The following is a 22,459-nucleotide window of genomic DNA, read 5'->3' as shown; positions in this document are numbered from 1 at the left end:
CCCCACGGACGAGTTGTGCGTTAGACCGTCACCGGAGGCGTTGAGGAGGGCGGCCATGGCGAGGTTCGTCGAGTTCTCCCTCGAACGGCTGTGGCGACTGACAGTGATCCGCTCGGACTCGCGCACGGAGATCCTGGTGCCGGGTGGGCGGCTCGCCGCCATGGTCGCCAACCTGGCGGCGGACGACGTGCTCGACATGCGCTGCGAGCCCTATTACGGCGCCGGGTATCCGCGGGTCGGCCGCGGCTGAGCGCCGTTTCGGCGTGCATGACCTTGGGGAAGCCATGACTTTGGGGAAGCATCTTGTCGTACCCCCTTCATAGCGTCGACGCTATGACTTGGGGTGGCGTGGAGCTTGAGCCTGAGCTGCGCGGATGGCTCGAAAGCCTGTCCACAACGGCGTTCGCAACGGCCGCCTTCCACATCGACCTCCTCGCCCGGCGCGGTGTCCTGCTCTCCGGGCCGCACACGCGGCAGCTATGCGGAGCGTTACGGGAGCGCCGGTTCCACCTCGACGGGCAGCCGATACGCGCCACGTACTGGATCGCACCGCAGCGGCGGATCGTCCTGCTGACCGTGTTCAAGAAGACGCAGCAGCGCGAGGCGCGGGAGGTGGGGCGGGCATGGGCGGCGATGGCGCGGTGTATCGAGCGGCGGCACACGGTCGAGGAGGGGTGACGGTGGTGGAGCGCGAGGAGACCTGGTCTGAGCTGCGTGAGCGGCGCCTGGCGGAGCCCGGTGCGGCCGACGCGTACGGGGCCGCGCGGATGGCGTTCGAGATCGGGCAGACAGTGCGGCGGATGCGGGAGGAGCGCGGCTGGAGCCAGAGCCGGCTCGGGGCAGCGGCCGGCATGACCCAGTCGGCGGTCGCCCGCCTGGAGGCCGGCGGCGGGATCCCCACGCTGACCGTGCTGGAACGGGTGGCGGCGGCGCTCGACGCGAGGCTCAGCGTGGAGATCGTGGCCGCCTGAGCCCCCCGCACCGGGCGGAGGTGACCGGGCGCCATAGGGTGGGCGTATGTCTCGCCCCGATGACCGCGCCCCGGACCAGCTCCGCCCGGTGAGCCTGACCCGCAACTGGACCACCCACCCCGAAGGCTCGGTGCTGGTGGAGTTCGGGCAGACGCGGGTGCTCTGCACCGCCAGCGTCACCGAGGGGGTGCCGCGCTGGCGCAAGGGTTCCGGCCTGGGTTGGCTGACCGCCGAGTACTCGATGCTGCCGCGGGCCACCACGACGCGTAACGACCGGGAGAGTGTGCGCGGCAAGGTCGGTGGGCGCACGCACGAGATCTCGCGGCTGATCGGGCGTTCGCTGCGGACGTGTCTGGACCTCAAGGCGCTCGGCGAGAACAGCATCGTCATCGACTGCGACGTGCTGCAGGCCGACGGTGGGACCCGCACGGCGGCGATCACCGGCGCGTTCGTGGCCGTCGCCGACGCCGTGCACTGGATCGCCGCGCAGAAGAAGCTGGCGGGGCGGCCGGAGCAGGTGCTGCACCGTTCCGTCGCGGCCGTCAGCGTGGGCGTCATCGGCGGGCAGCCGCGGCTGGACCTCTGCTACGAGGAGGACGTCGTCGCCGACGTCGACATGAACGTCGTCTGCACCGGCACCGGCGACTTCGTCGAGGTGCAGGGCACCGGCGAGCAGGACGTCTTCGACCGCGCGCAGCTCAACGCCCTGCTCGACCTGGGGGTCGCCGGCTGCGCCGAGCTGGCCAAGATCCAGCAGTTGGCACTCTCCGCATGAGGTACCTGCTCGCCAGCCGCAACGCGAAGAAGCTCGCCGAACTGCGGCGCCTCGCCGAGGGCCGGTTCGAGGTGGTGGGGCTCGACGACCTGCCGCCGTACGAGGAGGCGCCGGAGACCGGGCTGACGTTCGCCGACAACGCGCTGCTCAAGGCGCGCGAGGGCGTGCGGTTCACCGGGATCCCGACGATCGCCGACGACTCGGGCATCGCCGTCGACGCCCTCAACGGCATGCCGGGCGTGTTCAGCGCGCGCTGGTCGGGCCGGCACGGCGACGACGAGGCCAACAACCGGCTGCTGCTCGCCCAGGTGGGCGACGTGCCGGACGAGCACCTCGGTGCGGCGTTCGTCTGCGCGGTGGCGCTGGTGCGGCCGGACGGTTCCGAGGAGGTGGTGCACGGCGAGATGCGCGGCCGCCTCATCCGCACGCCGCGCGGCGACGGCGGGTTCGGCTACGACCCGCTGTTCGTGCCCGAGGGGGAGACCCGCACCAGCGCGGAGCTGTCCCCGGCGGAGAAGGACGCGATCAGCCATCGAGGGAAGGCTTTCCGCGCCCTGATACAAAAGCTGGGGTGATCTCCGAGCTCCTGCGCACCCGCGACTTCTGGCGGCTGTACACCCTCGACGAGGACGCGGACGACTTCGACCTGATGGCGGCCGAGGAGCGCTTCGAAGCAGATCACGGCGGGTTCCGGCTGGACTTCGCGACGGTCGGTGGCACCCGGCTCCGGCTGGACGTACAGGCCGGGATGTTCACGCTCTACCTCGCCGCGGGGCAGGAACACGAACTGGGCCACTGGGACCAGGCCCGCTGGGCGCCGTGGTGCCTGCGCTGGGAAGAGGTGCGGGCCTACGCCGCCCTGCCGCAGCCCGGGGGGCTCACGCCCGACCTGACGCTGCTGCTGCTCGCGAGCTTCGTCGGGCACGGCTCGGACGAGGGTGAGCTGTTGGCCGCCCGCCGCAAGGAGATCGCCGCCGCCGTCGAGCGGGTGGGCGTCTTCGCGGGCGCGGAGGCGACCCGCCTCGCCGAGCGGCTCCTGATGCCCGTGCCGGAGGACGACTACGCGTGGACGCACGACCCCGCGCTCGGCTGGACGCTCACCGGCGACTATCCCTGCTACGGCAACCGCGCGAAGGACCACGGGCACTGGCCGTTCGAGGAGTACAACCGGTTCCGCAGCGACCTCGGGCTCAGTTGAGCGTCCCCACCGCCGCCTCGATCTCCGCGCGCAGCGCCGGCCCCGCGAGCAGGTCGCGCGCCGCCTCCACGACGGGCGCGAGAAACTCGTCGGGCCCCGGCTTCGACCCGAGCATCCGGATCGCGATCTCACCCGATTTCGAGGGAACGAGCGGAGCCCGCAACGCCAACCCCCGCGCACCCGCCAGCAGTTCCACGGCGAGCAGGCTCACCAGGTTGTCCAGAACGCGGCGCAGCTTGACCGTCGCCGCCCAGCCCATCGAGACGTGGTCCTCCTGCATGCCCGACGTCGGCAGACTGTCCACACTGGCCGGTGCCGCGAGGCGACGGTTCTCGGCGACGATGCCGGCCGCCGTGTACTGGGCGATCATCAGTCCCGAGTTGACCCCCGGATCCGGCGTGAGGAACGGCGGCAGCCCGCGGTTGCGCGTCACGTCGAGCAGCCGATCGGTGCGGCGTTCGCTGATGGCGCCCACCTCGGCGGCGGCGATCGCCAGATAGTCGGCCGCGAAGCCGAGCGGGGCACCGTGGAAGTTGCCGGTCGACTCGACCCGGCCGTCCGGCAGGACCACGGGATTGTCCACAATGGACCGGAGCTCGCGACCGGCGACGTCGGTGACGAAGCCGAGCGTGTCCCGTGCCGCGCCGGCGACCTGCGGGGCGCAGCGCATGGCGTAGGCGTCCTGAACGGCGTGACACGCGTCGTTCTTGTGCGAGGCCATGACGCCGGAGTGCTGCAGCAGGCGGTGGATGTTCGCGGCGGAGGCCGCCTGGCCGGGATGCGGCCGGATGGTGTGCAGTTCGGGCATGAACGGGCGGTCGCTGCCGAGCATCGCCTCGATCGCGAGCGCGGCCGTCACGTCGGCCATCCGGAACAGGTGCCCGGCGTCGGCGATCGCCAGCAGCAGCATGCCCAGCATCCCGTCGGTGCCGTTGATCAGCGCGAGCCCTTCTTTCGAGGAGAGCGCGATCGGCGTGAGCCCGGCCGCGGCCAGGGCCGGCCCCGCGGGATGGCGCCCGTTGCCGCGCCGGTCGACCACCCAGCCCTCGCCGAGGAGCGTCAGCGCGCAGTGCGCCAGCGGAGCGAGGTCGCCGGAGGCGCCGAGCGAACCGTGTTCCGGCACCCAGGGGACGATGCCGGCGTTGAGCAGGTCGACGAGCGCCTGCGCCACGACGGGACGAACGCCGGAGTGGCCCAGGGCCAGCGAGCGCACCCGCAGCAGGATCATCGCCCGCACGACCTCGGCCGGCATGGGCGCGCCGAGCCCCGCGGCGTGCGAACGGATCAGGGCGTGCTGGAGCTCGGCACGCCGTTCCGGCGGAATGAACGTCTGGGCGAGCGCACCGAAACCGGTCGAGACCCCGTACACGGGACGGGCGTCCTTCTCGATGTCGTCCACAATGGACCGACTCGCGCGCATGGCGGCGATCGCGTCGTCGCCCAGCACCACGCGGGCGCCGTGTCGCGCCACCGCCACCACGTCCGAGGCCGTCACACCGGCCGCCGTCACCGTCACCGTTTCCATGCGATCTCTCCGTTGTGCACGACCGTGCCCACGAGGGGCACACCCGGTCGGTAGGCCAGGTACAGATGAGAAGGGGCGTCGAGCACGACGAGATCGGCGCGGGCGCCGACGCCGAGGTGCCCGACATCGCCGCGCCGCAACGCCTTCGCCCCGCCGCGGGTGGCCGCCACGACGGCCTCGGTCGGCGTGAGCCCGCACTCGCGCACCGCCAGCGCCACGCAGAACGGCATCGACGTCGTGAACGACGACCCGGGATTGCAGTCCGTCGCGAGCGCCACGGACACACCGGCGTCGAGGAGCCGCCGGCCGTCCGGGTACGGCGAACGGGTGGAGAACTCCGCACCCGGCAGCAGCGTGGCCACGGTGTCCGAGGTGGACAGTGCGTCGACGTCGTCATCGCCGAGATGGGTGCAGTGGTCCGCGCTCGCCGCGCCCAGCTCGACGGCGAGCCGCACACCGGGGCCGGGGCCCAACTGGTTGGCGTGGATGCGCGCCCCGAGGCCGTGTGCGACACCGGCCCGCAGCACCGCCTCGGACTGTTCCGGCGTGAACGCGCCCGTCTCGCAGAACACGTCGACCCAGCGGGCGTGCGGGGCGGCCGCGGCCATCATGGCACCGCACACGAGGGCGGTGTACTCGTCACCGTCCACATCGGACGGCACCACGTGCGCCCCCAGGAACGTCGTCTCGGCGGTGAACTCGCCGGCGATCCGCAGCGCGCGCACCTCGTCCTCGACGGTCAGCCCGTACCCGGATTTGATCTCGATCGTCGTGGTGCCCTGGGCGAGCGCCTCACGCACCAGCTTCTCGGTCCGGGCGCGGAGCGCGGAGGAGGAGGCGGCGCGGGTGGCGGCCACGGTCGTGCGGATGCCGCCGCCGGTGTAGTGCGCCCCGGCCATCCGCGCCGCGAACTCCACCGAGCGGTCGCCGGCGAAGACGAGATGCGCGTGCGAGTCCACGAAGCCGGGTATGACGGCCGCGCCGCCGGCGTCCAGCGCGCGGTCGGCGGCCGGCGCCCGCGACGCCGGGCCGATCCACGCGACGGTCCCGCGGTCGAGCAGGATCGCCGCATCCGTGAGCGTGCCGAGATCTGGATCGTTGGTGAGCAACTCCCCGATGCCCGTGACAAGCAGACTGCCGGGCGCTCCGCCGCTGTGCGCTGCGCTCATGAGCCCACGATCCAGACCCCGTCGGCCATGACCCCACGCACGTCGGCGGCCGTCGCCGCGAACACCGCCTGCGCCGGGTCCACCCCGTCCGTGCGGTCGGAGTCGAGCGCCGTCACCACCAGATCCGCGCGGTACCCGGGGGCGATCCGGCCGGCGTCGGACCAGCCGAGCGCCGCGTGCCCGGCGACCGTCCCGGCGTTTACGAGAGCACCGGGGGAGAACGTGCCGCGCCGGCCGGTGCGCAGCCGTTCGTGCAGCTCGACCCCGCGTGCCTCCTCGAACGGGTCGATCACGGCGTGCGAGTCGGAGCCGGTGCACAGCGGGCTGCCGGCGCTCGCCAGCGGGCCGGCCGGGCCGAGGCCGTCGGCGAGGTCGCGTTCGGTGGTGGGGCACAGGCAGGTGCCGGTGCGCGTGGCGCCGAGGAGTGCGATGTCGGCCTCCGTCAGGTGCGTGGCGTGCACGGCGGTGGTGCGTTCGCCGAGCACGCCGTGCTGGTGCAGGAGCTGCGTCGGGGTGCATCCGTGGACGGCCAGGCAGGCGTCGTTCTCGGCGGGCTGCTCGGAGAGGTGTACGTGCAGCGGCGCGTTCCGCGAAGCGGCCCAGGAAGCCACGACCGCCAGCTCACCGGCCGGCACCGACCGGACACTGTGGACGGCCGCGCCGATCGTCGCGAACGCCGGTGCGGAGAGCAGGGAGACCCGCGCGGCCCACGCGGAGGCGTCGCCGTCGCCGAACCGTCCCTGCACCCCCGCCAACGGCGCACCGTCCACTGTGGACGTCAGGTAGCAGGTGTCCAGCAACGTGATCCGGATCCCCGCCTCCCGGGCCGCCTCGATCAGCGCGACCCCCATCGCGTTGGGATCGGCGTAGCGCACGCCGCCCGGCGCGTGGTGCAGGTAGTGGAACTCGCCCACGCAGGTGATCCCGGCCCGGGCCATCTCGCGGTACACCCGGGTCGCGAGCGCGTGATACGAGTCGGGATCCAACTCCGCGGCCGTCGCGTACATGCGTTCCCGCCAGGTCCAGAAGGACCCCGCGCCGTCGTGGGTCCGGCCGCGCAGCGCCCGGTGGAAGGCGTGCGAGTGCGCGTTGGCGAAGCCGGGCAGGCTCACGCCCCGCAGCCGCGGAAGGCCGTCGGAGGAAGACCCGGGAGCGACAGCCGTGAAGCGACCGTCCACAACGGAGACCCGCACCCCCGCGACGGGGCCGGTGTCGAGCCACGCGTGCTCGCACCAGTAGTCGGCTACCGCCACGCCAGCTCCGCCAGCACGTCGGCGAGGGCGTTCACGCCGGCGGCGCAGTCGACGTCGGTGGCGTGCTCACCCGGCGCGTGCGACACGCCCGTCGGGTTGCGCACGAACAGCATCGCGGTCGGCACGTGCGCCGACAGCACCCCGGCGTCGTGCCCGGCACCGGTCGGCAGCACCGGCGGCCCACCCAGCGTCTTCACGATGCGATCGCGCAGCTCCGGGTCGAACGACACCGACGGGCTCACCGACTCGGCGACGATCTCGACGGTGGTGCCGTCGCGGCCGGCCCGTTCGGTGAGGCGGCCGCTGACCGCCGCCACGACGGCGTCCAATGTGGACGGATCGGCGGCGCGGGCGTCGAGCCACGCGGTGACCCGCGACGGGATGGCGTTGGTGGCACCCGGCTCCACGGCGACCCGCCCCACCGTGGCGTGCGCACCGGCCAGCCGGGCCTCCTTGTTGGCCGCCAGCACCCCGTAGGCGAACGTCAGCATCGGGTCGCGCCGGTCCGACATGCGGGTGGTGCCGGCGTGGTCGCCCGCGCCGTCGATCGTGATCCGCCACCGCCCGTGCGGCCAGATGGCGTCGGCCACGCCGATCGGGGCGTCCAGTTCGACCAGCGCCTTGCCCTGCTCGACGTGCAGCTCGACGAACACGCCGATGCGTCCGAGCCGCTCGGTGTCCGGCCCGAACCGGTCGGGATCCAGGTCGGCGGCGAGCAGCCCGTCGGCGTACGTCATGCGGTCCCGGTCGCGCAGCGTGCGCACCTGCTCCGGGGCGATCGCGCCGGTCATCAGCCGCGAACCCAGGCAGGGCACACCGAAGCGGGCGCCCTCCTCCTCGGCGAAGACCACCACGGCGATCGGACGATGGGGTGCGCTGAGGCCCCGTTCGCGCAGCACGTCGATCGCGAGCAGGGCGCTGACCACGCCCAACGGGCCGTCGTAGGCGCCGCCGTGCGGCACCGAGTCGAGGTGGCTGCCGGTCACGACGGCGTCGCTGCCGCGCTGGTCACCCCACCAGGCCCAGACGTTGCCGTTGCGGTCGGTCTCGACGGAGAGATCCCGGTCGAGGGCTTCTTCGGTGAACCACTCCCGGCAGCGCAGATCCGCGTCGCCGAAGCTGTAGCGCAGATAGCCGCCGCTGGTGGCGTCCCGGCCGACGTGGGCGAGCGAGCGCCACAGGGCGCCGAAGCGTTCGGGGGTCACCGGTCTTCTCCCATGGGAACGGAGAGCCCGTGCTCCCGCGCGGAGTCGCCGGCCGATGGGTAGCCCGCGTCGACGTGGCGCAGCACGCCCATCGCCGGGTCGTTGGTGAGCACCCGCGCGAGTTTCTGCGCGGCCAGCGGAGTGCCGTCGGCGACCGTCACCTGGCCGGCGTGGATCGACCGCCCGATGCCCACCCCGCCGCCGTGGTGCAGCGACACCCAGGAGGCGCCCGATGCGGTGGCCACCAGGGCGTTCAGCAGCGGCCAGTCGGCTATCGCGTCGGAACCGTCCTTCATGCCCTCAGTCTCGCGGTACGGCGAGGCGACGGAGCCGCAATCGAGATGATCGCGCCCGATGACGATCGGCGCCGACACGTCCCCGGACGCGACCATGTCGTTGAAGACGGCGCCGGCCTGTGCGCGTTCGCCCATGCCGAGCCAGCAGATGCGCGCCGGCAGCCCCTGGAACGCCACCCGCTCGCCGGCCAGCCGGATCCAGCGGGCGAGCGGTTCGTTGTCGGGGAAGAGTTCCAGCACCGCCCGGTCCGTGGCGGCGATGTCCGCCGGGTCGCCGGACAGGGCCACCCAGCGGAACGGCCCCTTCCCCTCGCAGAACAGCGGCCGGATGTAGGCGGGCACGAACCCGGGGAAGTCGAACGCGCGCTCGAAGCCGCCGAGGCGGGCTTCGCCGCGGATCGAGTTGCCGTAGTCGAAGACCTCCGCACCGGCGTCGAGGAAGCCGACCATCGCCGCCACGTGCTTCGCCATCGAGGCCCGCGCGCGGTCGGTGAACTCCTCCGGCTTCTTCGCGGCGTAGTCCGGCGCGTCGCCCGGCTCGATGCCCTCCGGGAAGTACGACAGGGGGTCGTGCGCACTGGTCTGGTCGGTGACGATGTCGACCTCGACGCCGCGCGCCAGCAGTTCGGGGAGCAGGGTGGCCGCGTTGCCGACGACGCCCACCGACAGCGCACGGCGCTCCCGCTTCGCGGCCAGCGCCTGCCGCAGCGCCTCGTCCAGCGACTCCGCGACGGTGTCGAGGTAGCGGGTCGCCGCCCGGCGCCGCAGCCGTGCCGGATCGGCGTCGATGATGAGGCACACGCCGCCGTTCATCGTCACGGCGAGGGGTTGGGCGCCGCCCATGCCGCCGCAGCCGGCCGTCACGGTCAGGGTCCCGGCGAGGCTCCCGCCGAAGCGCTTGGCGGCCACCGCCGCGAACGTCTCGTAGGTGCCCTGCAGGATGCCCTGCGTGCCGATGTAGATCCACGAACCGGCCGTCATCTGGCCGTACATGGTCAGGCCGAGCGCCTCCAGCCGGCGGAACTCCGGCCAGTTGGCCCAGTCGCCGACCAGGTTGGAGTTGGCGATCAGCACCCGCGGGGCCCACTCGTGCGTGCGCAGGACGCCGACCGGCCGGCCGGACTGCACCAGCAGCGTCTCGTCGTCGTCCAAAGTGGACAGTGTGCGGGCGATCGCGTGGAAGGACGGCCAGTCCCGCGCCGCCTTGCCGGTGCCGCCGTAGACCACGAGATCGTCAGGACGCTCGGCCACGTCCGGGTCGAGGTTGTTCTGGAGCATCCGCAGCGCCGCCTCCTGCGGCCAGCCTTTGGCGGAACGGCTCGATCCCGTCGGCGCGCGCACAATGACCCCCCAATGCCTTTCCGGGCCGGAAGGCATAGGCCCGGAGAAGACTCAGTAAGGGCCCGACCCCGGTGTCGGACCTCACCCGCACCGTACCGCCCGGATGCGGCAAGCTGAACCGATGCGCGTCGTCTCACTGCACCGCTACCCGGTCAAGGGCTGCTACCGCGAGGATCTCGACACCGCCGACGTGGAGCCGTGGGGGCTGCGGGGCGACCGGCGCTGGCTCATCGTCGACACCGCGAGCGGCAAGGGACTGACCCAACGGGAGGCGCCCCTGCTCACCCGCATCCGCCCCGCGACGGTGCCCGGGGGCCTGGTGCTCCGTTCCCCCGGAAAAAAGGACCTCGACGTGGCGGAACCCGCCGGCGAGGCCCGGACCGTCCAGGTACATCGCGATTTTCTGAAGGGGGTGACCGCGCCCGCGGCGAGCGGCTGGCTCTCCGAACTGCTCGACCGCGACGTCTGGCTGGCCTGGCTGGCCGACCCGACGCAACGGCCGGTCGACCCGCAGTACGCCCGCGCGGACGACCGGGTCTCCTTCGCCGACGGCTACCCGTTGCTGCTCACCTCGATGGCCTCGCTCGGGGCGCTCAACGCCGAGTTGGACGAACCGCTGCCGATGAACCGCTTCCGCCCCAACGTCGTCGTCGACGGCGAACACCCCTGGGCCGAGGACGACTGGCAGCGACTGCGGATCGGCGACCTCCCGTTCCGCGGGCCGAAGGACTGCGCCCGCTGCGTCGTCACCACCACCGACCAGGAGACCGGCGAACGCGGCCGGGAACCGCTGCGCACCCTCGGCCGCATCCGCAAGCTGCGCCACGGGCTGCTCTTCGGCCGCAACCTCATCCCCGACGCGACCGGAACGCTCAGTGTGGGGGATCCGCTGGCAGTAAGTGCGTGACGTTCGCCGGTCCCTGGGCCAGTGACTGCGCGTACTCGTCGGCCGCCCGGTCGGAACCCGTCAGCCGCCCGTAGTGCTGGCGCAGGTGCTCGTCCCACGAGGGCACCAGGTACACCTCGGTGTAGTGGTTCTCGTGCTCGCCCTGGCGGAACAGGCCCCAGCGAGTGGCGCCGGTGCGCAGCTTCGTGCGCCGCACCACCCGCATCGCCGCGACGAACTCGTCCCGCTGCTCCGGCAGCACCACATAGTCGGCGGTGACCAGGATCGGGCCGTCCTGCGGATCGGGTTCCTCAGTCAGTTCCGGCTCCGGCCAGTACTCGGCCGGGTCGCGGTCCATGCCCCGCGAGTCGCGCAGCGGCAGCCAGCGCACCGTCAGCGCCCCGAACGCCATCACGGCCGCCGCGACGAGCAGCGCACCGTCGACGTGCACGACGTCGGCGAGCACACCCCAGGCGAGCGCGCCCAGGGCCTGACCGCCCGCGAAGACCACCTGGTATATCGCCAGGCCGCGGGCGCGCACCCACGCCGGCAGGAACAGCTGCACCGCCGCGCCGATGCTGGACAGCACCGCCACCCAGGCGACCCCGGCCGGGATCAGCAGGACGAGCGTCACCGCCGTGACGGTGCTGGTCGCCGTCGCCGTCATGCTGCCCGCGTACAGCACACCCGAGAGGGTCAGCATCTGGTTGGTGCTCAGCCGCTGGCGGACCCTCGGCATGATCAACGCGCCGGCGACGGCGCCGACGCCCAGGGCGCCGAGCATGAGGCCGTAGCCGCCGGCGTCCAGGTGCAGTCTCGTGTTCGCGACCAGCGGCAGCAGGCCCCACAGCGCACTGCCCGGCACCACGAACAGCGCCGTGCGCAACAGGATGCGGCGCACCACGGGGGAGTGCCGCACGTAGCGGCCGCCGGCGCGCAGGGCGCTGGTGAAGCGTTCCGGGGTGCCGTGCTCCTCCTCCTGCGGCGGGCGCCACATCAGCAGGATCACGATGAACACCAGGAAGCTGGCGGCGTTGACCCCGAACACGAACTCCGGGCCGGCGCGCGCGATCAGCACACCGGCGATCGCCGGCCCCACGGCGCGGGCGACGTTGACGGAGATGGCGCCGAGCGCCGAGGCCGACGGGATCTGCTTACGCGGGATCAGTTCCGGGATCAGCGCCTGCCAGGTGGGCATCGTCAGCGTCTGCCCCACCCCCAGGGCGAACGTCAACGTCAGCAGCAGCGCCGGCGGCATCTGGTCGAACGCCGTCAGCACCGTCAACCCGACCGCCACGGCCAGCATGTAGGCCTGGACGACGATCAACATCCCCCGCCGGTCGAACGAGTCCGCCAGCGCACCCGCCGGCAACGCCAGCAGCAGGGCGGGCAGCAGCGTGGCGGTCTGCACGATCGAGACGAGGGTGGCGGCGTTCGGCTCGTCGACGAGCAGCCACTGGGCACCGACGGTCTGCATCCAGGTGCCGACATTGCTGAACAGCAGCGCGATCCAGAGATTGCGGAAGACGGCGTTCCGCAGCGGTGCCCAGGGGGACTCGGGGCGGGTCTGCACGGGGGTGGTCGCGTCGGTGGTGGCCATCCCTGGGGTGGCTACCCCGCCCGCCCCGTCTGAATCGGGCACGCGTAGATCGTCCCGCGCCCGCTGCCGGGACGCCACCGTTCCCGACGATCGCGGGGCCCTACGCGATGATCGGCACTTTTGGCACTTCGGTGACCTCTGGGATCACCCCGGTGCCAAAAGTGCCGATCATGGGGAGGGTCAGCTGCCGGGGGGCCAGTCCGGGGGAGGGGTTCCGGGGACCCGGGCCGTGCCCCTGGGCGGAGACGGCGGGGGCGGTGGGAGCGGGGGCTCGCGGAGGGCGGCCCAGCGGTCCTCCTCCGGCGCGGCCTGGCCGTCCCGAGGTGCCTGGCCGTCCGGGCGGGCGTGGCCGTCGCGGCGGGCGTCCGGGGTGCGCAAGCGCTGCGGGTCGCGTTCGTCCCAGTGGTCGGTGGGATGCCGCTGATTGACCGCGGGTGCCTCCGGTGTGCCCGGACGGCCGGCGGAACCGGCCCCGTAGGTCGGGCGGCCTGCGGCAGGCGCCGGGTCGTGTGTCGGGTGGCCTGCGACGGGCATCGGGTCGTGCCCCGACGGCCCGGCGACGGGCACCGAGGCCCGTGCGACGGCCGGCCCGGGGACCTGCGCTTGGCCGGCGGCTCGGCCCTGACCGACCACTGCCCGGCCCTGTCCCACGGCGGCCCGGCCCTGGCCCGTCGACCCGACGCGCGCGGACCCCTGCGCGGCGACCCCGGCGTGCGCAGAGCCCTGACCCACCGCCCCGGCGTCCGGCAGTTCCCGATCGGCAGCACCGGCCTGCACCGCCGCTTGCCCCACCGACCCGACCTGCACCCGCCCGACCTGCCCCGCCCCAGCCGGCTGCGCCGGAGGCCCACTGAGCCCCTGAGACACCTTGCGCCCCGAAGCCGAAGCCGAAGCCGGCACAGCGCCGGCCCCATCCCCTCCCACCGGCACAACGGGATCGATCGAGACCGCCCCGGCCGCCGCCGCCCCCGCGGTCCCCGCCCGCCGCAGCTTGTGCCACCGCAGCCGAGCCCCGGTCAACGCCGTCACCACGGACTGGATCAGCACCAGATACATCAGCTGCCGATACGCGAACTGCTGCAACGGCAGCACCCACAACGCCCGCAGCTTCTCCCGGTCCAGCCGGAACGCCACGAACGCGGTGATGAACTGCAGCCCCAGCATCGCCAGCCAGGCGACCGCGGTCTCGGTCCAGTCGAAGAAGATCAGCCCGTACACCGTCAGCAGGTCGATCAGCGGCGCGAACAGCGGCAACGCCACCCCGAACACCGCCACGAGCGGCAGCCCGACCCGCCCGTACCGACCGGAGGGCCCCTTCTCGAACAGGGACTTCTTGTGCTTCCAGATCGCCTGCATCGTGCCGTACGACCAGCGGTACCGCTGCAGCCACAGCTGGCGCAGCGTCGTCGGCGCCTCGGTCCACGCGCGGGCGCGTTCCTCGTAGACGACGCGCCAACCGGCCCGGCCGAGCGCCATCGTCACGTCGGTGTCCTCGGCGAGCGTGTCGTCGGTCATGCCGCCCGCCTCGACCAGCGCGCTGCGGCGGAACGCCCCGATCGCTCCGGGGATCGTCGACATGCAGCGCAGTTCGTCGTACAGCCGCCGGTCGAGGTTGAACCCGATGACGTACTCGATGTGCTGCCACCGCGACACGATGCTGTCCCGGTTGCCGACCTTCACGTTGCCGGCGACGGCGCCGACGCTCGGATCCCCGAACGGCTGCACCAGCTGCCGCACGGCGTCCTTCTCGAAGACCGTGTCGCCGTCGACCATGACGATCAGCTCGTGCTTGGCCAGCGCCACGCCGACGTTGAGGGCGTTCGGCTTGCCGCCGTTGGGGATGCTCACGACGCGCACGTTGGGCAGGCCGAGTCCGCGCGCGATCGCCGCCGTGTCGTCGCTGGAGCCGTCGTCGACGACGATCACCTCGATGCCGCCGGGATGGTCGCCGCCCGCGAGGCTGCGGACCGCCTGCGCGATGCCTTCCTTCTCGTTGTACGCCGGCACGATCACGCTGACCGGATCGGTCACCGCCGGACCCCAGGACCATTTGGTCGAACGTCTTGTGCGGGCGTGCTTGAACGCCAACCCGAACATGAGCAGGGTGCGCAGCACCGTCAGCACACCGACGACGACGAAGAGGACGCCGAGCGCGTACAGCAGCCAGTCTGCGATCTTGACGACCGCGACGAGGGCGTAACCGCGCTGCACGTCCCCCTTGGCGGCGTTCGGGTTCCCGTGGAACGTCGGCGCCGCGCCGCCGCCCGCGTTGGCCTGCAGCGTCCGGTTGAGCCCCTCGGAGACCGTGGTGAACTGGTACCCGCGCGCCTTCAGCAGGGGGATGAGCCGGTCGAGGGCGGCGATCGTCTGCGCCCGGTCACCACCGGCGTCGTGCATCAACAGCAGCGAACCGTCGTCGTCCTTCGGGATCGAGTTCTGCACGACCTGGTCGACGCCGGGCAGCGCCCAGTCCTGGCTGTCGGTGTCCGTCATCGCGGTGAGGTAGCCGTGCCGGCCGGCATCCTTGATCAGCCGCCAGTTGGCGTTGTCGATCGAGTCCGCGCCGGCGGAGTAGGGGAGCCGCACCAGGGCCGCCTTACGCCCGGTCGCGCTGACGATGGCGAGCTGGCTCTGCGAGTACTCCATGTCCTGGCGCCACTGCGGCAGCGCGGCCATGTTCGGATGGGTGAAGCTGTGGATGGCGATCTCGTGGCCGCTGTTCGTGAGTTCGCGCGCGATGAACGGGTACCGCGCCACCTGCGTGCCCACCACGAAGAACGTGGCCTTCACGCCGTGCTTGTCGAGGATCCGCGCGATGGCCGGCGTCCAGCGCGGGTCCGGCCCGTCGTCGAACGTGATCGCCATCGTCTTCTTCGGGATGGCGTACGAACGGGCCGCCCCGTTGCGGGTGTCGATGATCGACCCGCCGCCGAGGATCGCGTCGGGAACGTCGTCGTAGCTGCCCGGCTGGTGCGCGCGCCCGTGGTCCGGCGCGAACTCGGCGTTCACGTACGCCTCGACCGCCAGCACGCTGACGAAGACGAACACCAGGACGACGGCGACGGCCCAACGCCCCCGTGGGGCGACCCGTCCGCTCATGTCACCGGCTCGCTTCGCTCTCCGGCGCCCTGAGACGCGAGCGCGCAGTGCCCCTTGATTCGCTCCCGCAAGCGTCCGCTCATTGCGCGGTACCCGCCGATTCGGTGATCGACGGGGCGGTGCCGCGGGCGCGACCCGTGGTGGGCTGCGCGGTCGACTCGACGGCCTCGGTCATCTGAGGTGCCGCGCTGATCGCGTCGCTCTCGGGCGTCGCGGAGCCCGAAGACGAGCCGCCGCCGGAGGAGCCCCCGGAGCTGACGCCGCCCGCGCTCGACTCGGCACGCGGCCCGGGCTGCGGAGCGATCACCGGCGGCGCGGTCACGATCGGCGTCCCCGGGTCCGTGCCGCCTCCGCCCGTGCCGGTGTCACCCGTGCCCGTTCCGCCGCCGGTGCCGCCGCTGGTGCCCGTGCCGGACGTCGGCTCGGTGGGCACCTGCGGCTCGGCCGGCCCCTGGGGGTTCCCGGCCGGTGGTACGGAGGTGCCGCCCTCCGTCTGCCCGCCGGAGCTGGCGGGCGACGAGCTGCCCGGGGCGGGCTGGCTGGGGACGATCGGCGGCGCGCTGGACGCCGCGGGCGGCACGACCGGTGTCGCTTCCACCGACGGCGCGGGCTGCGGCGGTGCGGAGGCGCCCGGGGCGGCCGGTGCCGGCACGTTCGAGGGGCCGTTCTCCGGCAGTCCACCGGCACCGCCGTTGGGCCGGGTGGAGTTCTTGGCCCCGCCGCCTCCGCCGACGCCGTTCTGGACGCCGCCGCCCTGCTCGACGACCCGGGAGTCGGACCCGTTGCCCTTGAGCAGGTCCGGGAAGGGGACCAGGTTGTTGGGGTCGATCGGCCCGCCCGCGAGGCTCACCACGACCATTGCCGCATAGGTGAGACTCAATCCGCCAACACTGTAGAACGCGAGGCGGATTCGGCGTCCACGCTTTCCTGAAGCGTCGACGAACACCGGTGACGGCGCGACCGGCAGGTCTCGGGAGATGGGTTTGGTTTCATCTTCCGCGCTCGCGGAATCGGGCGAACTCTCGACAGTCACGCGGGAAACTTAGAGACGGCGAAGGGTCGATTCCACTTCAATCGGCCCGTATTTGCCCGTAACTTTTCGCAGGTCAGTGCGTATGCTGCGATTATTGACAGCGGTCGGTGGCCAATTCGCCCGCACGGCGGTACACGAACGAGTGAAGATCACGTCGGTCGTGTCGCGACGTCCCCCGGTGCAACGAAATAAGCGGCCGCGACGATTGATATTCGTCCGGTCGGCCATTGTCAAGCGGGGACCGGTCGAGGATTGCCGCGTACGGGGGATTGCTATGCCTTCTCGAGGGCGAACTCCTGGTAGTTCCCTCCGGTGCAATCCTGCTCGACCAGCAGTGCGCCCTTGGCGGAACTGCGCTTGTCGACCGACAGACATTTGGCCGGATGAGCGGTGGGGCGCAGCCGGTACGCCACCCCGGCTCCGGGGAGGGTGCGGGTGCGCTCGGTCCAGAAGAGCTGCACGGAGCGCAGGTCCCCGCACCGGTTCAGGTGAACGCCGTTGTACGCACCGGTGTCGACCACGCTCACGCACGCGTCCTTGCCGAACCGGGTCGAGCGCGGCTTGATCCGTTCGACGGAACGGCCGGCGTACTCCAGCGCGAAGTGCAGCTCGTCGCTCTTCGAACAGGCCTCCTGGGCCAGGATCAACCGGCTGCCGGACTCCGCGAGGCCGACGCACATCTTCGCCTTGTACGAGTGGACGGGCCGCAGCCGGTAGAAGCCGTTCGACGGCTGGTGGGGACCGATCGACGTGGTGGCGGAGGCCGACGGCGACGCCGCCGACGAACCCGGTGCCCCGGACCCGGACGCGGAGGCGAGCGGCGCGGCGGCGACCTGGGGTGCCTCGGACGGCGACCGGTCGGCCACGGGCGGCGCCGCGGGCGTGTTGTTGGCGACGTTGTGGCCGCTCTGGCTGGCGGTCACGGAGAACAGCGCGAGCGTCAGGATCGCCAGCGCCGACGTGCACACCCGCACCAGCCATCCGCCGCGGCGCACCGGCGCCGGGGTGATGCGGCCCAGCGCCCGGCGGACCGACGCGGGCACCGCGACCGGCGCGCCCGACCCGTCCGCCTGCACGAACGCGTGCGCCGGCACCACCGCGTACACCGTGGTGCCGCGCCGCGCGGCGGGCCACTCCGGAGTCGCCGGAAGGGAGCCCGCCGGCAACGGGGGCGCCGGCGCCGGGGTGACCCCGCCGGCCAGCCGGGACCGGGCGGCGAGCCACGCGTCCACGGTCTCGTCGTCGCAGCCGCACGCCCGCACGAACGCCTCGAGCAGGTCGGCGCGCGGCAGCGAGCCCCGCCCGAGCGCGGCCGAGAGTGTGCTGTGCGGCAGCGGCGAACCGGCGCGTTCGGCCCGCTGCTCCAGTTGCTTGAAGCCGAGTCCCGACCATTCCTTGAGCTGTCGCATCTGCGTGACGAATGCGGCCGGACTGTCCGCCCGGCCCGGATCCGGCCCGCGAAAATTGGGTCCGGAAGTGTGATCAGTCAATGCCGTCCTCCCCGTGAATTCGGCATGTGCCGTCGCATCGTAACGGCTCACGTCGAGGTCGTGGGGATTCCGGGCGGTCGAGATCCCGGCGTGACCTGGCACATCCATGCAGGTAGAGCGCTATCCCGGTGATCCGGGACCATCCCGGACCGCGGGATCCGTTGCCCGCCGCCGCGGCCCGCTGATTGTCTTTCGCTGCCGCCAGATGGCAAGCGGGACAAGAGCCGGCCGGTCTTTCCCGCTCCTTATCTCTCAATGAAATAACGATTTCGAACGGGCAGGAAAGGTTCACGATGAAGGTTTTGAAAAAGATCGCGATCGGCGTAGCGCTGGCCGCCGGACTGGGTCTGGTGCTCGCCGGCCCGACGCAGGCGGTCGCGAAGCAGGAGTCCTGGGTTCCGGCCGGCGTCGAAACGGGGGTCACCGTCGTCGAGGCGGTGGACGACTCGGCCGCACCCGCGGGGGAGACTCCGGAGGGCGAGGAGGAGACCGCGGTCGCGCCGTTCGCGGCCGCGAAGGTCAACTACGGCGGCACCATCAAGCGCGCCGACGTGATCAAGCGGGCGAAGGACTGGTACAAGCGCAACGTCCCCTACAGCCAGTCGAAGTACGCCTGGGACATCAACAAGGGCAAGAAGTACCGCACCGACTGCTCCGGCTTCGTGTCGATGACCTGGGCGCTGACCAGCAGCCGCACCACCCGCACGCTGCACCAGGTCTCCACGAAGATCGCGTGGAAGAACCTCAAGCCCGGTGACATGGTCCTGCGCAAGGGCAAGCACGTGCAGCTCTTCGAGAAGTGGGCGAACTCCGGCAAGACCTCGTTCTGGATCTACGAGGAGGGCAGCACCGCCTCCGACATGAACCACCGCAAGGTCTCGGTCTCCTCGGCCAAGAACTCGGGCTACGTCCCCTACAAGTACAAGAAGATCAAGTAGTCGCAGGCATTGCTCGGGTCCCGGACCCCCGCTCACCACGAGCGGGGGTCCACTCGTGCGGGTGAGGGTGGGGCCGGTGAGAGTCGAACTCACACTGGCACGGACCTAAACCGTGTGCCTCTGCCATTGGGCTACGGCCCCGAGGCGCGCACCGAGGAGCGCGTCACCGGCCGCCACCTTACCCACTGTGTCCGCCGAAAAGAGCCCCGGGGCATTAGACCCTGCCCTGCCGGTCATCGACGGGCCTGCGGCGGACCCAGACGCCGATGACCGACAGGACAGGGTCAGGTGACCCGGGTGATCTCCACCGTTACGCCGAGGTGGCTGGCGGGCGACCCGTGGTACACGCCCTTGAGCGGCGACACGTCGTCATAGTCCCGCCCGCGCGCGACGACGACGTGCTGCGGCCCGACCGGGACGCCGTTCGTCGGGTCGTAGCCGACCCAGTCGCCGCACCAGTACTCGACCCAGGCGTGGCTCTGCCCCTCGACCGTCCTGCCGACCTGCGCCTCGCGCTGCGGGTGCAGGTAGCCGGAGACGTACCGCGCGGGCAGGCCGCGGGCGCGCAGGAGCCCGACGGTCAGGTGGGCGATGTCCTGGCACACGCCCTTGCGCAGGGTCCAGGCCTCCTGCGCCGAGGTCTGCACCCCGGTCGAGCCGGGCACGTAGTCGACGTGCGAACGGACGAACTCGGCGATCGCCCTCCCCGCCGCAAGAGGGTCACCCGGGGAGGCGGCGGCGGCCTGGGCGGCGAGGTCCTCCGCGACGGCGGTGCGCGGCGTCTGCGCCAGCATCTCGGCATGCGGGTCAGAAGCCTCGCCGATCGCCGACCAATCGACCACGGATACGGCGGGCGGGGTGTCGGTCTCGACGAGGCTGCTCGCGACGACCTTCAGCTCGCCGTGCGCGCGTTGCAGGTCGAACGAGGTGACGAGCGTGCCCCAGTAGTCGTAGTACCGGTACACCGGCGCGACCGGCTGCACTTCCACCTGGCTGAACAGCGTCACCTGCCACGGCAGCGTCATCGGCGTCAGCCGCGCCTCGTTGTACGACGCGTGCGCCTTGCCGGCGTAGGTGAACCCGGTGATGTGCCTGATCCGCAGCCGCCAGGACATGTTCAGACCTCCTCGTGCGCCCAGCTCACCGGCACCGACTCGGGGAAGTACCGGTCGGTGACGGCCGCGCTCGCCGTCGCGCAGGCGTCCTGCAGGTCGGTCAGTGCGGCGGGCAGGTCGGCGAGCAGCACCTTCGAGTCGGTGTACTCGAGCCGGGTGCGCGCCCGCCCGATGGGCCGGCGGGCGGGGTCGGCCACTCCGGCCCGTTCCATCGAGGGATCCAACTGCCGCAGGCAGTCCTCCGCCGTGGTCAGCGCGTGCAGCACGGACCTGGGGAAGAGACGGTCCAGGAGCAGGAACTCGACGACCCGGTCGGCGCGCACGTGCCCCCCGTGGGTCCGCAGGAACGACTCGTCGGCGCCGCTGGCCCGCAGGGCCGTGCGCCACGCGGGATGCTCCGGTGCCGCGTCGGCCTGGACGGAGAGCAGGCGGGTGGTCATGTCGACCCGTTCGAGCGAACGCCCCAGCACCAGGAACCGCCACCCGTCGTCGCGGCTCATCGTCGACTCGGCCAGCCCGGCGAGGACGGCGGCGCGTTCCCGCACGAACGCCAGGTAGACCGCCGGGCCGAGCCGGTCGGCCGCGAGGCGCCGCGCACCGAGGGCGTGCCAGGTGACGTTGAGGCACTCCCACATCTCGGTCGAGACGGTCTCCCGGCAGCCGCGGGCGTTGTCCCGGGCGGCGGTCAGCGCACCGGCGATCGCGCCCGGGTTCTCGGCGTCGAACGCCAGCGTCTCCAGCACGGCGGCGGTCGTCAGCCGGCCGTCGCCCGGGGAGGCGGCGCCGAGCGTGGCGAGCAGCTGCCGGCCGCCCCGGTCCTCGTCGGCCCACGGGTCTTCGAGCAACCGGGTGAGAAAAGCGTCCAGGATGCGCGCGGTGTCGTCGGCGCGTTCGACGTAGCGGCCGATCCAGAAGAGGGACTCGGCGATCCGGCTGAGCATCGACCCCTCCTTATTGCTGCTGCTGCGCGGCCTGCGCCGCGGCCGGCCCCAGGTCCCGTTCGGCGGGCTCCCCGGGCGGCGGTCCGGCGGGCGGCGGCTCCGCCATGGGCCGGGGTGTCGGTGTGAGGGGACTGGCCAGGACCCAGGTGTCCTTCGATCCTCCACCCTGGCTGGAGTTGACGACCAGGGCTCCTTCGGGCAGCGCCACCCGGGTGAGGCCGCCGGGGAGCAGCCACACGTCGGTGCCGTCGTTCACGGCGAACGGCCGCAGGTCGATGTGGCGCGGCGCGACCCGGTCGGCGACGAGGGTGGGCGAGGTCGACAGCGCGACGGGCCGCTGCGCGATCCACCCGCGCGGGTCCTTCAGGACTGCCGTGCGCAGCGCGGCCAGGTCCCCGGACGAGGCCTGCGGGCCGATCACGATCCCCTTGCCGCCCGCCCCGTCGACCGGCTTCAGGACCAGTTCGTCCAGGCGGTCGAGCACGTCGGCGAGGATGTCCGGGTCGTCGAGGCGCCACGTCTCGACGTTGTCGATCAGCGGCTCCTCGTGCAGGTAGTACCGGATCAGGTCGGGCACGTAGGTGTAGATGAGCTTGTCGTCGGCGACGCCGTTGCCGATGGCGTTGGCCAGGGTGACGTTGCCGGCGCGGGCGGCGTTGACGATGCCGGGCGTGCCGATCACCGAGTCCGGCCGGAAGTGCAGCGGGTCGATGAAGTCGTCGTCGACCCGGCGGTACACCACATGCACCGGGCGTTCGCCGTGGGTGGTGCGCATCCAGACCCGGTTGGCGGTGCAGCGCAGGTCGCGCCCCTCGACGAGTTCGACGCCCATGAGGCGGGCGAGGAGGGCGTGCTCGAAGTAGGCCGCGTTGTAGACGCCGGGCGTGAGCACCACCACGCACGGGTCGTCGACCCCGGCCGGCGCGGCCGCGCGCAGGGCCGCCAGCAGCCGGGCCGGGTAGTCGTCGACCGGCCGCACGGGGGCGTCGGCGAAGAGCGCGGGCATCGTCTGTGTCATGGCGCGCCGGTTCTCGATGACGTAGCTGACCCCGGACGGGATGCGCAGGTTGTCCTCCAGCACCCGGAAGCGGCCCAGTTCGTCGCGGACCAGGTCGACGCCGCTGACGTGGACGCGGACGCCGTTCGGGGGGTCGATCGCGTACGCCTCGCGGCGGAAGTGCGCGCTGGTGGCGATCACCCGCCGCGGCACCAGTCCGTCGCGCAGCACCTCGCACTTGCCGTACAGGTCGGCGAGAAACGCCTCGAGCGTGCGCACCCGTTGCCGCACGGCCCGGGTGAGCAGGTCCCACTCGTAGGCGTCGATGATGCGCGGGATGAGGTCGAGCGGGAAGGGGCGTTCCTCACCCGCGTAGGCAAACGTCACGCCCCGGTCGGTGAAGACGCGGGCCAGCTGATCGGCACGGAAGCGCAGGTCAGCTGGGGCGAGCGGCTGCAGCGTCGCGAAGACGGACTCGTACGCGGGCCGGGGCAGGCCGGGCCGGGCGAACATCTCGTCCCACGCCGCGGACATCGGATACGCATCGAAAATGTCCGCCATGGACGAAGGCTAGTGGTCATGTGTTTCGGAGAAGCTAAAGATCTTTCATGTCGCATGCCCGCGGGG

Annotated in this window: 20 protein-coding genes and 1 tRNA gene; 8 read left to right on the top strand and 13 right to left on the bottom strand. The window is 72.2% G+C overall.

Annotated elements, in window-relative coordinates; genetic code table 11:
* Positions 1-55 precede the first annotated feature (55 nt).
* From Val02_RS45085 to Val02_RS45060, 6 genes are all read left to right on the top strand, one after another.
* Positions 56-250: a hypothetical protein gene (locus tag Val02_RS45085; RefSeq protein ID WP_203905532.1), complete on the top strand. Its 195-nt coding sequence runs from the start codon at positions 56-58 to the stop codon at positions 248-250.
* Between the two features lie 83 nt (positions 251-333).
* Positions 334-678 (top strand): type II toxin-antitoxin system RelE/ParE family toxin, encoded by a 345-nt coding sequence (locus Val02_RS45080; protein WP_203905531.1) that lies wholly within the window; start codon positions 334-336, stop codon positions 676-678.
* On the top strand, positions 675-971 hold the full coding sequence (locus tag Val02_RS45075) for a helix-turn-helix domain-containing protein (RefSeq protein WP_239153815.1): 297 nt from the start codon (positions 675-677) through the stop codon (positions 969-971). Before Val02_RS45080 ends, Val02_RS45075 begins: the two co-directional genes overlap by 4 nt.
* A 46-nt stretch (positions 972-1,017) precedes the next feature.
* A complete protein-coding gene (gene rph / locus Val02_RS45070; protein ID WP_203905529.1) occupies positions 1,018-1,746 on the top strand; it encodes a ribonuclease PH in 729 nt (242 codons plus the stop codon).
* On the top strand, positions 1,743-2,321 hold the full coding sequence (gene rdgB, locus Val02_RS45065) for an RdgB/HAM1 family non-canonical purine NTP pyrophosphatase (RefSeq protein WP_203905528.1): 579 nt from the start codon (positions 1,743-1,745) through the stop codon (positions 2,319-2,321). Before rph ends, rdgB begins: the two co-directional genes overlap by 4 nt.
* The gene (locus tag Val02_RS45060; protein WP_203905527.1) at positions 2,318-2,944 is read left to right on the top strand and encodes a hypothetical protein; all 627 of its coding nucleotides are present in this window, start codon (positions 2,318-2,320) and stop codon (positions 2,942-2,944) included. Before rdgB ends, Val02_RS45060 begins: the two co-directional genes overlap by 4 nt.
* Here the strand turns inward: Val02_RS45060 and hutH are convergent.
* From hutH to hutU, 5 genes are read right to left on the bottom strand one after another with little or no spacing between them, the layout of a single operon-like run.
* Positions 2,937-4,469: a histidine ammonia-lyase gene (gene hutH / locus Val02_RS45055; protein ID WP_203905526.1), complete on the bottom strand. Its 1,533-nt coding sequence runs from the start codon at positions 4,467-4,469 to the stop codon at positions 2,937-2,939. The genes Val02_RS45060 and hutH overlap by 8 nt on opposite strands.
* Positions 4,457-5,638 carry an imidazolonepropionase gene (gene hutI, locus Val02_RS45050; protein ID WP_203905525.1) on the bottom strand — a complete coding sequence of 394 codons (1,182 nt, stop codon included), beginning with the start codon at positions 5,636-5,638 and terminating at the stop codon, positions 4,457-4,459. The genes hutH and hutI overlap by 13 nt, the downstream gene beginning before the upstream one ends.
* Positions 5,635-6,891, bottom strand: coding sequence for a formimidoylglutamate deiminase (locus tag Val02_RS45045; RefSeq protein WP_203905524.1), 1,257 nt, complete (start codon positions 6,889-6,891; stop codon positions 5,635-5,637). Before Val02_RS45045 ends, hutI begins: the two co-directional genes overlap by 4 nt.
* Entirely contained in the window at positions 6,882-8,096 is a 1,215-nt protein-coding gene (locus Val02_RS45040) for an allantoate amidohydrolase (protein WP_203905523.1), read from the bottom strand. The genes Val02_RS45045 and Val02_RS45040 overlap by 10 nt, the downstream gene beginning before the upstream one ends.
* Positions 8,093-9,733 carry a urocanate hydratase gene (hutU, locus tag Val02_RS45035; protein ID WP_373318062.1) on the bottom strand — a complete coding sequence of 547 codons (1,641 nt, stop codon included), beginning with the start codon at positions 9,731-9,733 and terminating at the stop codon, positions 8,093-8,095. The genes Val02_RS45040 and hutU overlap by 4 nt, the downstream gene beginning before the upstream one ends.
* Before the next feature lie 121 nt (positions 9,734-9,854).
* On the opposite strand from hutU, the gene Val02_RS45030 reads away from it, so the two are divergent.
* Positions 9,855-10,640 carry an MOSC domain-containing protein gene (locus Val02_RS45030; protein ID WP_203905521.1) on the top strand — a complete coding sequence of 262 codons (786 nt, stop codon included), beginning with the start codon at positions 9,855-9,857 and terminating at the stop codon, positions 10,638-10,640.
* On the opposite strand, the gene Val02_RS45025 is transcribed toward Val02_RS45030, so the two are convergent.
* From Val02_RS45025 to Val02_RS45010, 4 genes are all read right to left on the bottom strand, one after another.
* Positions 10,606-12,261 carry an MFS transporter gene (locus Val02_RS45025; RefSeq protein ID WP_308440058.1) on the bottom strand — a complete coding sequence of 552 codons (1,656 nt, stop codon included), beginning with the start codon at positions 12,259-12,261 and terminating at the stop codon, positions 10,606-10,608. The genes Val02_RS45030 and Val02_RS45025 overlap by 35 nt on opposite strands.
* Before the next feature lie 138 nt (positions 12,262-12,399).
* The gene (locus Val02_RS45020; RefSeq protein WP_239153814.1) at positions 12,400-15,318 is read right to left on the bottom strand and encodes a glycosyltransferase; all 2,919 of its coding nucleotides are present in this window, start codon (positions 15,316-15,318) and stop codon (positions 12,400-12,402) included.
* A 79-nt stretch (positions 15,319-15,397) separates the two neighbouring features.
* Positions 15,398-16,198: a hypothetical protein gene (locus Val02_RS45015; RefSeq protein WP_203905520.1), complete on the bottom strand. Its 801-nt coding sequence runs from the start codon at positions 16,196-16,198 to the stop codon at positions 15,398-15,400.
* A gap of 425 nt (positions 16,199-16,623) precedes the next feature.
* Positions 16,624-17,760: a helix-turn-helix domain-containing protein gene (locus Val02_RS45010; protein ID WP_203905519.1), complete on the bottom strand. Its 1,137-nt coding sequence runs from the start codon at positions 17,758-17,760 to the stop codon at positions 16,624-16,626.
* A gap of 374 nt (positions 17,761-18,134) precedes the next feature.
* Here Val02_RS45010 and Val02_RS45005 point away from each other — a divergent pair, with 374 nt between their 5' ends.
* Entirely contained in the window at positions 18,135-18,779 is a 645-nt protein-coding gene (locus Val02_RS45005) for an NlpC/P60 family protein (protein ID WP_203905518.1), read from the top strand.
* Between the two features lie 68 nt (positions 18,780-18,847).
* On the opposite strand, the gene Val02_RS45000 is transcribed toward Val02_RS45005, so the two are convergent.
* From Val02_RS45000 to Val02_RS44985, 4 genes are all read right to left on the bottom strand, one after another.
* A tRNA-Leu gene (locus Val02_RS45000) sits at positions 18,848-18,920 on the bottom strand.
* A gap of 143 nt (positions 18,921-19,063) precedes the next feature.
* The gene (locus Val02_RS44995; RefSeq protein ID WP_203905517.1) at positions 19,064-19,894 is read right to left on the bottom strand and encodes a transglutaminase family protein; all 831 of its coding nucleotides are present in this window, start codon (positions 19,892-19,894) and stop codon (positions 19,064-19,066) included.
* Between the two features lie 2 nt (positions 19,895-19,896).
* Positions 19,897-20,835 carry an alpha-E domain-containing protein gene (locus Val02_RS44990; protein ID WP_203905516.1) on the bottom strand — a complete coding sequence of 313 codons (939 nt, stop codon included), beginning with the start codon at positions 20,833-20,835 and terminating at the stop codon, positions 19,897-19,899.
* A gap of 10 nt (positions 20,836-20,845) precedes the next feature.
* Positions 20,846-22,393, bottom strand: coding sequence for a circularly permuted type 2 ATP-grasp protein (locus tag Val02_RS44985; RefSeq protein WP_239153813.1), 1,548 nt, complete (start codon positions 22,391-22,393; stop codon positions 20,846-20,848).
* Positions 22,394-22,459 lie beyond the last annotated feature (66 nt).

It is taken from the genome of Virgisporangium aliadipatigenens, from assembly GCF_016863615.1.
GTDB lineage: Bacteria > Actinomycetota > Actinomycetes > Mycobacteriales > Micromonosporaceae > Virgisporangium > Virgisporangium aliadipatigenens.
Note: the sequence above shows the minus strand (reverse complement) of the source record. Positions and strands in the feature narration are given on the sequence as shown.

Excerpts from the sequence above, each read along its gene's own strand:
- Val02_RS45085 (WP_203905532.1), top strand. The coding sequence starts at position 56 with ATGGCGAGGTTCGTCGAGTTCTCCCTCGAACGGCTGTGGCGACTGACA.
- Val02_RS45080 (WP_203905531.1), top strand. The coding sequence starts at position 334 with ATGACTTGGGGTGGCGTGGAGCTTGAGCCTGAGCTGCGCGGATGGCTC.
- rph (WP_203905529.1), top strand. The coding sequence starts at position 1,018 with ATGTCTCGCCCCGATGACCGCGCCCCGGACCAGCTCCGCCCGGTGAGC.
- rdgB (WP_203905528.1), top strand. The coding sequence starts at position 1,743 with ATGAGGTACCTGCTCGCCAGCCGCAACGCGAAGAAGCTCGCCGAACTG.
- hutH (WP_203905526.1), bottom strand. The coding sequence starts at position 4,469 with ATGGAAACGGTGACGGTGACGGCGGCCGGTGTGACGGCCTCGGACGTG.
- hutI (WP_203905525.1), bottom strand. The coding sequence starts at position 5,638 with ATGAGCGCAGCGCACAGCGGCGGAGCGCCCGGCAGTCTGCTTGTCACG.
- Val02_RS45030 (WP_203905521.1), top strand. The coding sequence starts at position 9,855 with ATGCGCGTCGTCTCACTGCACCGCTACCCGGTCAAGGGCTGCTACCGC.
- Val02_RS45020 (WP_239153814.1), bottom strand. The coding sequence starts at position 15,318 with ATGAGCGGACGGGTCGCCCCACGGGGGCGTTGGGCCGTCGCCGTCGTC.
- Val02_RS45010 (WP_203905519.1), bottom strand. The coding sequence starts at position 17,760 with ATGCGACAGCTCAAGGAATGGTCGGGACTCGGCTTCAAGCAACTGGAG.
- Val02_RS45005 (WP_203905518.1), top strand. The coding sequence starts at position 18,135 with ATGAAGGTTTTGAAAAAGATCGCGATCGGCGTAGCGCTGGCCGCCGGA.
- Val02_RS44995 (WP_203905517.1), bottom strand. The coding sequence starts at position 19,894 with ATGTCCTGGCGGCTGCGGATCAGGCACATCACCGGGTTCACCTACGCC.
- Val02_RS44990 (WP_203905516.1), bottom strand. The coding sequence starts at position 20,835 with ATGCTCAGCCGGATCGCCGAGTCCCTCTTCTGGATCGGCCGCTACGTC.
- Val02_RS44985 (WP_239153813.1), bottom strand. The coding sequence starts at position 22,393 with ATGGCGGACATTTTCGATGCGTATCCGATGTCCGCGGCGTGGGACGAG.